The sequence below is a fragment of the Nocardioides sp. cx-173 genome, from assembly GCF_021117365.1.
In the GTDB taxonomy this organism is placed as follows: domain Bacteria; phylum Actinomycetota; class Actinomycetes; order Propionibacteriales; family Nocardioidaceae; genus Nocardioides.
Genome location: NZ_CP088262.1, coordinates 2,942,556 through 2,954,773, shown reverse-complemented (window position 1 = coordinate 2,954,773; position 12,218 = coordinate 2,942,556). Strand labels below are relative to the sequence as shown.

9 protein-coding genes are annotated in these 12,218 nt (G+C 71.8%); 3 read left to right on the top strand and 6 right to left on the bottom strand.

Going from position 1 to position 12,218, the window contains the following annotated elements; translation table 11 throughout:
• The first annotated feature begins 58 nt into the window (after window positions 1-58).
• Complete coding sequence (locus tag LQ940_RS14310; protein WP_231243953.1) at window positions 59-1,009, top strand: co-chaperone YbbN; 951 nt, start codon at window positions 59-61, stop codon at window positions 1,007-1,009.
• Window positions 1,010-1,020: 11 nt separating this feature from the next.
• Window positions 1,021-1,794, top strand: a complete 774-nt coding sequence (locus tag LQ940_RS14305; protein WP_231243954.1) for an EI24 domain-containing protein — start codon at window positions 1,021-1,023, stop codon at window positions 1,792-1,794.
• On the opposite strand, the gene LQ940_RS14300 is transcribed toward LQ940_RS14305, so the two are convergent.
• Window positions 1,780-2,685 carry a LysR family transcriptional regulator gene (locus LQ940_RS14300; protein ID WP_231243955.1) on the bottom strand — a complete coding sequence of 302 codons (906 nt, stop codon included), beginning with the start codon at window positions 2,683-2,685 and terminating at the stop codon, window positions 1,780-1,782. The two genes, LQ940_RS14305 and LQ940_RS14300, sit on opposite strands and share 15 nt — an antisense overlap.
• A gap of 72 nt (window positions 2,686-2,757) precedes the next feature.
• Between LQ940_RS14300 and LQ940_RS14295 the strand changes: the two genes are divergently transcribed.
• Entirely contained in the window at window positions 2,758-3,750 is a 993-nt protein-coding gene (locus LQ940_RS14295) for an EamA family transporter (RefSeq protein WP_231243956.1), read from the top strand.
• On the opposite strand, the gene LQ940_RS14290 is transcribed toward LQ940_RS14295, so the two are convergent.
• From LQ940_RS14290 to LQ940_RS14270, 5 genes are read right to left on the bottom strand one after another with little or no spacing between them, the layout of a single operon-like run.
• On the bottom strand, window positions 3,729-4,484 hold the full coding sequence (locus LQ940_RS14290) for an NUDIX domain-containing protein (protein ID WP_231243957.1): 756 nt from the start codon (window positions 4,482-4,484) through the stop codon (window positions 3,729-3,731). The genes LQ940_RS14295 and LQ940_RS14290 overlap by 22 nt on opposite strands.
• 10 nt (window positions 4,485-4,494) lie before the next feature.
• Entirely contained in the window at window positions 4,495-6,711 is a 2,217-nt protein-coding gene (gene glgB / locus LQ940_RS14285; RefSeq protein ID WP_231243958.1) for a 1,4-alpha-glucan branching protein GlgB, read from the bottom strand.
• On the bottom strand, window positions 6,708-8,135 hold the full coding sequence (locus LQ940_RS14280; RefSeq protein ID WP_231243959.1) for a maltokinase N-terminal cap-like domain-containing protein: 1,428 nt from the start codon (window positions 8,133-8,135) through the stop codon (window positions 6,708-6,710). Before LQ940_RS14280 ends, glgB begins: the two co-directional genes overlap by 4 nt.
• Window positions 8,132-9,895, bottom strand: coding sequence for a maltose alpha-D-glucosyltransferase (gene treS / locus LQ940_RS14275; RefSeq protein WP_231243960.1), 1,764 nt, complete (start codon window positions 9,893-9,895; stop codon window positions 8,132-8,134). Before treS ends, LQ940_RS14280 begins: the two co-directional genes overlap by 4 nt.
• Entirely contained in the window at window positions 9,892-11,886 is a 1,995-nt protein-coding gene (locus LQ940_RS14270; protein WP_231243961.1) for an alpha-1,4-glucan--maltose-1-phosphate maltosyltransferase, read from the bottom strand. The genes treS and LQ940_RS14270 overlap by 4 nt, the downstream gene beginning before the upstream one ends.
• Between the last annotated feature and the right edge of the window lie 332 nt (window positions 11,887-12,218).

Here is a 12,218-nt window from a genome sequence, read left to right as displayed (position 1 = left end):
GCCACGCAGACGGGACGGCCGCCCGCGCGCCGGGCGCCATCACCCTAGGATTGGGCCCATGACGCAGCAGCCGTTCAGCCGACCCGGAGCGATCGACCTCTCCGCGCTCAAGCGCCCCGCCCCCAGCCCCTCCGCCCCGACCGGCGGCCCGCGGGCACCAGCCGGCGGTGGTGCGGCCGGCGCCACGTCGTACGCGCTGGACGTGACGGAGCAGAACTTCCAGGAGGTCATCGAGCGGTCGATGACGGCGCCGGTCCTGCTGGTGCTCTTCTCCCGCTCGCGGATGCCCGAGAGCGGGCAGCTCGCCGACGACCTGGCGACCCTGTCGGGGGAGTTCGAGGGCCGCTTCCTGGCCGGCCTGGTCGACGTCGACGTGTCGCCGGGCATCGCGCAGGCCATGCAGGTGCAGTCGCTGCCGCTCCTGGTCGCGGTGCTGGACGGCCGCCCCGCTCCGCTGCTGCAGGACGTGGTGCCGCTCGAGGAGCTGCGCACGGCGCTGACCCAGGTCATGCAGCAGCTCGCGGCTCAGGGCATGACCGCGCGCCACCAGCCGCTGTCCGGCGCCGCCCCGGCGGCAGCCGAGGACGAGGACGCCGTCGACCCGCGCTACGCCGCGGCGCAGGACGCGCTCGCCAACGACGACATCGACGGTGCGGTCGCGGAGTACCAGAAGCTGGTCGACGCCAACCCCGCCGACGTGGAGGCCGCGGCCGGCCTGGCGATGGCCAAGGTGCTGCAGCGTGCCCAGGGAGTCGACGCCGGCGCCGCCCGCGCGGCCGCCGACGCCGCGCCCGACGACCTGGCCGCGCAGACCCTCGCGGCCGATCTCGACCTGCTGGCCGGCGACGTGGAGGCGGCCTTCGGCCGCCTCGTCGAGCTGGTACGGCGCTCGGCCGGCGACGAGCGCAACCAGGCGCGCGAGCACCTGCTCGGCCTGTTCGCGGCGGTCGGCAACGACGACCCGCGGGTGCTCAAGGGCCGCCAGAGCCTGGCCTCGGCGCTGTTCTGAGCGTTGGAGCCGTGATACCTGGGTCGCCCTACCTCTTCCGGGGGTTCGTGCTGTGGCGCACGCGGCCCGGGCTGATGCTGCTCGGGATGGTGCCCGCCCTGCTGGTCGCGCTGGTGCTGGTCGCGGCCCTCGTGACCCTGCTGCTCCAGCTGACGGACCTGGTGCGGTGGCTGACGCCGTTCGTCGAAGACTCCACTGACTCGGTGCGGGTGCCCGTGCAGGTGAGCGTGGCCATCGCGCTCGTGGTCGGGTCGCTGGCGCTGGCCGCCTCCACCTTCGTGGGGTTGACGCTGGCTGTGGGCGAGCCGTTCTACGCCAAGATCTGGCGCGAGGCCGAGCTGATGCTGGGCGGCAGCGTGCCCGACGGCGACCTGAGCGCCTGGCGCGCCACCCGCGACGCCGTCGTGCTCATGGGCGTCGGCGTGGCCGCGAGCGTGGTCGTCGTGGTCGCCGGGACGGTGCCGCTGTTCGGCACCGTGATCGGCGGCGTGCTGGGCATCGCCGTGTCCGGCTGGATGCTCGCCGGTGACCTCCTGGCCCGCCCGCTCGAGGCGCGCGGCCTCGATGCGGCGCAGCGCAGCGAGCTCGCCAAGGGCGCGCGAAGCGAGGTGTTCGGCTTCGGCGTCACCGCCCAGGCGCTGTTCCTGGTGCCCCTCGGCGCGGTCGTGGTCATGCCGGCCGCCGTCGTGGGCGCCACCATGCTGGCCCGCGACCTGGTCGCTGCCCGCGACCTCGTGGCCGCTGGAGAGTCCGCTCCCACCGCTGACCCGTCAGAAACTTTCTGACGGGTCGGCGCAGAGACCGGCGAGGACGGCGGCGACCGCGGGGGAGGCGGTCATGCTGCGGCGGTGGAGGGCCAGGACCTCGCGGGTGGGGACCGGATCGGCCGCCGGGAGCGCGACGACGTCGTCGCCGAGCGGCTGCCGACCGAGCCGGGGCACGAGCGCGATGCCCAGGCCGGCGCGGACCATCGCCAGGTGGCTGTCGAACTCCATCGACTGGTGGGCGATGCGCGGCAGTCGCCCGGTGCCGTCGTACATGCGGGTCAGCCACTCGCGGCAGATCGTGCCCTCCGGGGTGGCGACCCAGCCCTCGTCGACCAGGTCGCGAGGCGTGACGCGGCCGCGCCCGGCCAGCGGGTGGTCGCGGTGGACGACCACGTCGGCGACGTCCTGGGCCACCGAGGCCGCGACCAGATGGCCGGGGATGGCCAGCGCCACGTCGCCCCAGCGGTGCACCACGCCCACCTCGCACTGGCCGGAGGCGACCAGGTCGACGGTGTCCCACGGCTCGCGCTCGGAGAGCTGGAGGGTCAGGTCGGGATGGGCGTCGAGCAGGCGGCGTACGGCGGGCGCCACCAGGCCGCGCATGGCGGTGGAGAAGGCGACGATGCGCAGGTGGCCCGCCACCGCCTCGGCCTGGCGGTGCAGCCCGGACTCGATCTCCTCGAGGTCGCCCAGCACCCGTGCCCCGGCGTCCACGAGGTGCCGGCCGTGGCGGGTGAGCATCACGCCGCGGCCCACCCGCTCGAGCAGGGGTACGCCGGTCTGGCGCTCCAGCCGCTTCACCTGCTGCGACACCGCGCTGGGCGTGAAGCCGAGCGCGTCCGCGGCCGCCACCACGGAGCCGTGGGTGTCGACGGCACGCAGGGACGTGAGGGCGGCCAGATCGATCATGCAGCGATGCTACCGAGAAAGGGGCATCAGGATTCGCTGGTGCTACCGGGTTGCAGCCGTCAGCATGGGTCCGTGAACCGACGCGACTGTATTCTCGCCGCCCTGGTCGCCACCGTCTGGGGCTTCAACTTCGTGGTGATCGACTGGGGGATGGGCGAGGTGCCGCCGCTGCTGTTCCTGGCGGCGCGGTTCGTGCTGGTGGTGCTGCCGGCGGTGTTCCTGGTCGGCCGTCCGCGGGCGCCCTGGCGGGTGGTGGCGCTGATCGGCGTGTTCATGTCCCTGGGCCAGTTCGGCTTCCTGTACGTCGGGATGGCGGCGGGGATGCCGCCGGGGCTGGCGGCGCTGGTGCTGCAGGCGCAGGTCATCTTCACCGTGCTCATCGCCACCGGCGTGCTGCGCGAGCTGCCCACGGCCGCGCAGGCGGCCGGCGTGGCGCTCGGGTCGGTCGGGCTGGTCGTCGTCGCCGTGGGTCGCGGCGGGGAGGTCCCGCTGCTGGCGCTGGCACTCTGCCTGCTCGCGGCGCTCTCCTGGGGGGTCGGCAACGTCCTGTCCCGCGCCTCGGGCGTCAGCGGCGGTCTGTCCCTGACGGTCTGGTCGGCACTCGTCGTACCGGTCCCGCTGGTGGCGCTCAGCCTGCTGCTCGACGGCCCCGAGGCGCTCGCCGAAGGGATGGCGGCGTTCGGCTGGGAGGCGCTGGTCGCCACGCTGTACACGGCCGGGCTGGCCTCGCTGGTGGGCTACGGCATCTTCAACACCCTGCTGAGCCGCAATCGCTCGGCGTCCGTGGTGCCCTGGGTGCTGCTCGCTCCGGTCGTCGCGATGGCCTCGGCCTGGCTGCTGCTCGACCAGCGGCCCAACGCGGCCGAGGCGACTGGCGGCCTGCTGCTCGTGCTCGGCGTCCTGGTGGCGCTGCGGCCTCCCCGCCGCCCGACGTCACACCAGCCCCACCCGACACCGACCCGTCAGAAACTCGCCGACCCCACCGCTGACCCGTCAGAAAGTTTCTGCCGGGTCAGCGGTGGGGGCGAGCAGTTGGTGACGGGTCAGCGGCCGGACTCGGTGTAGGCGGGGCCGCCGCCGAGGTTGGCGAGGGCGGACTCGAGGCGGCGGGCGGTGAAGTCGGCGCAGCGCTCGCGGGCCTGCTCGAGGGTCAGGAACTCCGCCGCCCGGATCTCGCGGGCCTGCATGACGATGGCGTCGGTGATCGAGGCGTCGTGGACGCCGCCGTCGAAGACCAGGCACAGCGCGTCGTCCCAGCCGCCCCAGGGGGGCAGCCAGTCGGTGAGCACGAGCGGCCCGGCCTCGAGGGAGAGACCGAGCTCCTCCTCGACCTCGCGCGCCACCGCCAGCTGCGGGGACTCGCCGACCTCGACCACGCCGCCGGGCAGGTCCCAGTCCTGCTTGTAGGTCAGCTGGCACAGCAGCACCCGCGCGTCGGGGTCGCGGATCAGCATCTGGCTGATCGCGCGCTTGCGCGGGAGGAAGGAGTTGAGCAGCGCTCGGAACCCGCCCGGCTCCTCGGCGGAGGCGTCGGAGGTGAGGCGCGCGTAGACGACCAGGTCGCCGTCCACCCCGCGGCGCACACCCTCACGGCGCAGTCCGGACCAGGTGGCCACCCGCTGGCCGGTCTCGTCCTCCAGGGCGACCAGCATCTCGACCCGGCTGTGGCCCGCCACGAGCGCGGCCTCGACCTCACGCCGTACGGCGTCCAGGGTCGCGGCCCAGTCCCCGTCCGACGGCGTCCAGACGACGCGGGCGACGCCGTCGGCGACGGTCTGGGTGCGGGGGTGCTCGCTCACGCGCCCAACCCTAGGAGACCGGGCGAGACGGCCCCTGCTCAGGTGCGTGGCGGAACCACACCGTCGCCAGCGGCGGGAGGACGATGTCGGCGTACGCCGGCTGGCCGCCGTGCTCGCCCTCGACGGCGACCACCTTGCCGAGGTTGCCCACGCCCGAGCCCGCGTAGAGCTCGGCGTCGGTGTTGAGCACCTCCTCCCAGGTGCCGGCCGACGGCAGCCCGAGCCGGAAGCCCTCGTGCGGGTGGTCGCGGAAGTTGGCGACGCAGACCAGGTCCGGGCCGTCGCCGCGACGGACGAAGGAGTAGGTGCTGCGCCCGGCGTCGTTGGCGTCGAGCCACTCGAACCCGGCCGGGTCGTCGTCACGCGACCACAGCGCGGGTGAGCCGACGTAGGCGTGGTTCAGGTCGCGCACCAGGTCGTGGACGCCGCGGTGCTCGGGGTGGTCGAGCAGCCACCAGTCGAGCTCGCGGGCCTCGGCCCACTCCGACTCCTGGCCGAGCTCGCAGCCCATGAAGAGCAGCTGCTTGCCGGGGTGGGCCCACATGTAGGCCAGGTAGGCGCGCAGGTTGGCCAGCTGCTGCCACCGGTCGCCGGGCATCTTGCGCAGCAGGGAGCCCTTGCCGTGGACGACCTCGTCGTGCGAGATGGGCAGGACGTAGTTCTCCGCCCACGCGTAGACGAGCGCGAAGGTCATCTCGTGGTGGTGGTAGGGCCGGTGGACCGGCTCCCGCTTGAGGTAGCCGAGCGAGTCGTGCATCCAGCCCATGTTCCACTTGAAGCCGAAGCCGAGGCCGCCGTCGCTGGTGGGGCCGGTGACGCCGGGCCACGAGGTGGACTCCTCGGCGATGGTCACGATGCCCGGCACCCGCTTGTAGACGGTGGCGTTCATCTCCTGCAGGAACTGCACCGCCTCGAGGTTCTCCCGGCCGCCGTGCTTGTTGGGCGACCACTCGCCCTCCTCGCGCGCGTAGTCGAGGTAGAGCATCGAGGCCACGCCGTCGACGCGCAGGCCGTCGGCGTGGAACTCCTCGAGCCAGTAGAGGGCGTTGGCGTAGAGGAAGTTGCGCACCTCGGGGCGCCCGAAGTTGAAGATGTGGGAGCCCCACTCCTTGTGCCACCCGCGCTGGGGGTTGGGGTCCTCGTAGAGCGGGGTGCCGTCGAAGCGGGCCAGCGCCCACGCGTCGGTGGCGAAGTGACCGGGCACCCAGTCGAGGATGACGCCGATGCCGGCCTGGTGCAGGCGGTCGACCAGGCGCTTGAACCCGTCGGGGTCGCCGTAGCGGGAGTCCGGCGCGAAGTACGACGTCACGTGGTAGCCCCACGACCCGCCGAACGGGTGCTGCATCACCGGCATCAGCTCGACGTGGGTGAAGCCGAGCTCCGAGAGGTAGGGGACCAGGTCGTCGGCGAGCTCGTCGTAGCTCCAGAAGCCGCCGCCGGGGTGGCGCTTCCAGGAGCCCAGGTGCAGCTCGTAGGTGGCCATCGGCTCGGCGACCGGCTTCCGGTCGCGGCGCGCGGCCATCCACTCGTCGTCGCCCCAGACGTGCGTGGACTCGGTGACGCGGGAGGCGGTGGCCGGGGCGACCTCGGCGTAGAACGCCATCGGGTCGGCCTTCTCGCGCCACTCGCCGTCGGCTCCCCGCACGCCGAACTTGTACGACGTGCCGGCGCCGATGCCGGGGACGAAGAGCTCCCAGACGCCCGAGCTGCCCAGCTGGCGCATCGGGTGCGCACGCCCGTCCCAGCTGTTGAAGTCGCCCATGAGGCGCACGGACCGGGCCGCGGGAGCCCACACGGCGAACGACGTGCCGCTCACGGTGGTGCCGAACGCCTGGTAGTGGTGCACGCGCGCGCCGAGGACGTTCCACAGCTGCTCGTGGCGGCCCTCGTTGATCAGGTGCAGGTCCACCGAGCCGAGCGTCGGCAGGAAGCGGTAGGGGTCGTCGACCTCGATCGGGCCGTCGTCGTAGGACACCGCGAGGCGGTAGTCGGGTACGTCGGTCTCGCCGGTCAGCACGCCGGCCCAGATCCCCTCGTGCTCGTGCTCCAGGGCGGTCTCGGTGCCGCTGTGGCGGACCACGACCGAGGAGGCGAGCGGCTTGAGGACGCGCACGGTGACGACCCCGTCGTGCACGTGCGGCCCCAGCACCAGGTGCGGGTCGCCGTGCTCGCCGTGGATGATCTGGTCGAGCTCGGACGTGGGGACGGGTGCGATGGTGTCGGTCATGGGGCTCCGATCCTCGCCACGGCCTGGAGGGGGATGTCCACCCAGGTGGGACGGTTGCGGGTCTCGTAGACGGTCTCGTAGACGGCCTTGTCGGCGACGTAGGCGTCGAGCAGGGTGCGCTGGGTCTCGCTGAGCTCGCCGCCGGCGTAGGCGGTGAGGAAGTGGTTGCGGGAGCGGTGCGCCCACTCCTGGCCGCGCTGGGTGCGCTGGGCGTCGACCTCCGGGTCGTCCTCCTCCTCGCGGTCGCGCACGACCACGTGGGGCACGTAGTCGAAGGAGCGCAGCATTCCCGCGACGTCACGCCAGGGGGAGTCGGGCAGCATCCGCTCGGCGAGCGGCTTGGCCGGCTCGCCCTCGAAGTCGACGACCTTCCAGCCCTTGCTGGTGCGCAGGGTCTGGCCGAGGTGGAGGTCGCCGTGGATGCGGTGGACCTCGATCCGCCCCAGCCGCGCGACCCGGTCGTGGAGCGCGGCGAGCGGGGCGTGATGCTCGGCCAGACCGGGTACGACGGTCTCGGCGGCGGCGAGCCGCTGGCCCATCTGCTCGGCCAGGTCGGCGGTCTCGATGCTCTGCGAGCCGAACGACTCGCGCAGCGTCTCGTGCAGCTCGCGCAGGGCCTCGCCCAGGCGGGTCGCCTCGCCGGCGAAGTCGCCGCCGGACTCACGGGCGTGCAGCTCGGGGTCGGCGAAGAGGGAGCGGACGCTGCCCAGCGCGAGGTCCCAGCCGTCGGTGGCCGTGCGCAGGAACTGCTGCAGCATCGCCAGCTGGATCACCGCGTCGGAGTCGGCGTCGAGCACGTCGAGCCAGCCGTAGAGGGCTGCGATGTGGTCCGAGCCCGCGCGGGTGAGCACGTCGTGGACGGCGACGTCCGGGTTGACCCCGGGGGTGACCTTGCGGAAGACCTTCATGAGCGCGTCCTCGCCGAAGGCGACCGAGGAGTTGGACTGCTCGCCCGTGAACAGCATCGACTGGGCGTCCCGGTCGAGGTCGTGCCCGGGCAGGCGGTGGAAGGTCAGCATGGTCTCGGGGTCGACGGTGTGACCGTGCTCCTGCGTGGCGGCATCGTCGAACGAGCGCAGCCAGCAGGCCATGGCCTCCCGGTCGTGCAGGGCGTCGTAGGCGTGGACCCAGCCGTGCTCGGGGTCCTCCCACCAGCCGACGAAGGCGTGGTCGAGCCGACCCTGCGGGTGCTCGTAGAACGCCAGCGGGACCTGGTAGAGCTCGACGGCGTCCGGGGCGGCCGCGTCGACGTCGTCGTAGGTGACCTGCACCAGGTGGATGACCACCCGGGGGCTGTCGTCCACGCGCCCGGGGACCTCGCCGACGAGGCGGAACCCGGTGACGTTGAACGGGCGGCCCTTGCCGCCGAACCAGCGGGTGCGGACGAGGTAGTCGCTGAAGACCTGGGGCTCGAGATGCGTCACAGCAGCTGCCCCTCTCCCTGGTCGGTCGCCGCGATCAGGCGGAACCAGTAGAAGCCGTAGCCGCCCAGCGTCAGCAGGTAGGGCAGCTCGCCGATGCGCGGGAACGGCACGCCCCCGAGCAGCTCGACCGGGATCATGCCCTCGAAGCGGCGCAGGTCCAGCTCGATGGGCTGCGCGAAGCGCGAGAGGTTGTTGACGCACACGATGATGTCGGACTCGCCGTCCTCGCCGACGTGCTCGCGGGCGTAGGACAGCACGGCGGGGTTCGAGCCGCCGAGGTCGTGGAACGAGCCGAGCCCGAAGGCGTCGTGGCGGCGACGCGCCTGGATCATCCGCCGCGTCCAGTGCAGCAGCGAGGACGGGTTCTCCAGCTGGGCCTCGACATTGACCGACTGGTACCCGTAGACCGGATCCTGAATCGCCGGGAGGAACAGCTTGCCCGGCGTCGCCGAGGAGAAGCCGGCGTTGCGGTCGGGCGTCCACTGCATCGGGGTGCGGACCCCGTCGCGGTCGCCGAGCCAGATGTTGTCGCCCATTCCGATCTCGTCGCCGTAGTAGAGCACCGGCGAGCCCGGCAGCGACAGGAGCAGCGCGTTGAACAGCTCGATCTGGTTGGTGTCGTTGTCCAGCAGCGGCGCCAGGCGCCGGCGGATGCCGATGTTGGCCTTCATGCGGGGGTCCTTGGCGTACTCGTCCCACATGTAGTCACGGTCGTCGTCGCTGACCATCTCCAGCGTGAGCTCGTCGTGGTTGCGCAGGAAGATGCCCCACTGGCAGCCGTGCGGGATCGGCGGCGTCTGCTCCAGGATCTCGGAGATGGGGAAGCGGGACTCGCGCCGCACCGCCATGAAGATCCGCGGCATCACCGGGAAGTGGAAGCACATGTGGCACTCGTCCCCACCGGAGTCGAAGTCGCCGTAGTAGTCGACCACGTCGGCCGGCCACTGGTTGGCCTCGGCGAGCAGGATCCGGCCGGGGTACTTCTCGTCGACGAAGCGCCGGACCTTCCGGAGGAACTCGTGGGTCTCCGGCAGGTTCTCGCCGTTGGTGCCGGGACGCTCGTAGAGGTAGGGCACCGCGTCGAGGCGGAAGCCGTCCAGGCCCATGTCGAACCAGAACGAGATGGCCTCGAGGATCGCGTCGTGGACCAGCGGGTTGTCGTAGTTGAGGTCCGGCTGGTGGGAGAAGAACCGGTGCCAGAAGTACTGCTGGCGGACCGGGTCCCAGGTCCAGTTGGAGGGCTCGGTGTCGACGAAGATGACCCGCGCGTCCTGGTAGAGCTCATCGGTGTCGGACCACACGTAGAAGTCGCCGTAGGGACCCTCGGGGTCCTCCCGGCTGGCCTGGAACCACGGGTGCTGGTCGCTGGTGTGGTTCATGACGAAGTCGATGATCACGCGGATGTCGCGCTTGTGGGCCTCGTCGAGGAAGTGGTGGAAGTCCTCCACCGTGCCGGCCTCGGGGAGGATGTTGGTGAAGTCGGCGACGTCGTAGCCGCCGTCGCGCAGCGGGCTGGTGAAGAACGGCGGCACCCACAGGCAGTCGACCCCCAGCCAGGCCAGGTAGTCGAGCTTCTCGGTCAGGCCCTTGAAGTCGCCGGTGCCGTCGCCGTTGGAGTCGCGGAACGAGCGGACCATCACCTCGTAGAAGACCGCCGACTTGAACCAGTCGGGGGTCGTGCCGACGGTGTCGGGGAAGGGGTCCTGCGGGTCGGCCGGCCGGGGCTCGGGCTGGGTGTGCTCGGGCAGCAGGTCGGTCACAGACCCCTCCTGAGGGTGAGGATGTGGGCGGGCTCGTAACCCGGGTCGAGCCGCACGTAGTTGTGCTGGCCCCAGTTCCAGTCCTCGCCGGTGATCTCGTCGTGCACCGTGAAGCCGTCGTGCCAGTCCAGGCCGAGGCTCGGGAGGTCGAGGTGGACCATGGTCTCGCGGGTGGCGTGCGGGTCGAGGTTGACCACGACGATCACCGTGTCGCCGGGCTCGCCGGTCTCCGGGTCGTAGGCCACCTTGGAGTAGGCGAGGATGTTCTCGTCGTCGCTGCTGTGGATGGTGATGTTGCGCAGCAGCTGCAGCGCCGGGTGCGTGCGCCGGATCTCGTTGAGCCGGGTGAGGTACGGCGCCAGCGTGCGGCCCTCGGCCGCGGCGGCGTCCCAGTCGCGGATGCGGATCTGGAACTTCTCCGAGTCCAGGTACTCCTCGCTGCCCGGCTTGAGGGCCACGTGCTCGTAGAGCTCGTAGCCGGCGTAGACGCCCCAGCTCGGGGAGCTGGTCGCCGCGATCGCCGCGCGCACCTTGAACGCAGCCGGACCGCCGTACTGCAGGTAGGCGTGGAGGATGTCGGGGGTGTTGGTGAAGAAGTTCGGCCGCATCAGGTGGTCGGACTCGCTCGCGAGCTCCTTGAGGTAGAGCTCCAGCTCCCAGCGCGCCGTGCGCCACGTGTAGTACGTGTAGGACTGGTGGAAGCCCACCGAGCCCAGCCCGTGCATCATCGCCGGGCGCGTGAACGCCTCGGACAGGAAGATCACGTCCGGGTCCGTGCGCCGCACCTCGCCGAGCAGCCACTCCCAGAACGGCAGCGGCTTGGTGTGGGGGTTGTCGACCCGGAAGATCCGCACGCCGTGCGACATCCAGAGCCGGACGATCCGCAGCACCTCCTGCCGGATCCCCTCGGGGTCGTTGTCGAAGTTGATCGGGTAGATGTCCTGGTACTTCTTGGGCGGGTTCTCGGCGAAGGCGATCGAGCCGTCGGCGCGGGTGGTGAAGAACTGCGGGTGGGTCGTGACCCACGGGTGGTCGGGCGCCGCCTGCAGCGCCAGGTCGAGCGCGACCTCCAGGCCGAGCTCGCGGGCGCGGGCGACGAAGGCGTCGAAGTCCTCGAAGGTTCCGAGATCGGGGTGGATCGCGTCGTGACCGCCGTACTTGGAGCCGATCGCCCACGGCGAGCCGGGGTCGTCGGGGCCGGGCGTCAGGGTGTTGTTGGGACCCTTGCGGTTCACCTCGCCGATGGGGTGGACCGGCGGCAGGTAGACCACGTCGAAGCCCATGCCGGCGACGGCGTCCAGCCGCTTCGCGGCCGTGCGGAAGCTGCCGCTCGTGATCTTGCCGGTCGCCTCGTCGCGGGTGGCGCCCTCGGAGCGCGGGAAGAACTCATACCAGCTGCCGTAGAGCGCGCGGGTGCGGTCGGCGTACGCCGGGAAGGGGCCCTCGACGCTCAGCAGGTCGCGCAGCGGGTGGGCGTGCAGCACCGCCCAGAGCTCGTCCGCCATGAGCTGGGCCAGGCGCGCCTCCACCGGGCGCTTGACGTCCTTGGCGGCCTTGATCGCGGCCGTCAGGACCGCGTGCTCGGCCTTGGCCTTCTTGGGGACCTCGGCCTTGACCCGCTCCAGCAGCAGCCGGCCCTCCAGGAACATCAGGTCGACGTCGACGCCGGCCGGGATCTTCAGGCCGGCGTCGTGCTCCCAGGTGCCCAGCGGGTCCGACCACGCCTGCACCTCGAAGGTCCAGGCGCCCTCGGAGTCGGGAGTGACCCAGGCGCGGTAGACGTCGGGCTCCTCGCCGTACTTCTCCATGCGGCGCGGTGGGCGGCGCTCGCCCGCCGGGTCGATCAGCACCACCTCGGCGCCGAGCTGGTCGTGACCCTCGCGGAACACCGTCGCGGTGACGGGGAACGGCTCCCCGACGGTCGCCTTGGCAGGTCGCCTGCCGAGGTCCACGAGGGGCATGACGTCCATGATCGGAATGCGTCCAGGCATGTCCCCACCCTTCCCGGTTGCGTCGCCCGCGTGCAAGCCGCGGGCCGGTCCATGGTCCCGCGGGAGCCACCTCCCACCGTCGTGGGTCAGCAGCGGCGCTCGCGAGCGCGCACCGGTGACCCCGTACCGGAACGCTCTCCGTTACCCCGGCACCCGGTGCTGAAGCGGCCGTCTCGAAACCGGGGCCGGGGGAGGGCGGTTATGCTCGGCACCGCGCCGCCCGCAGCGGATCGCGACGTCCGACGGCCACGCGTGCTCACCAGGAGCGGTGTGTGGGCAGCGTCACCTGGGACGGCGGCCCGCTTTGGATGAATCTTTGGATCGTTCCACAA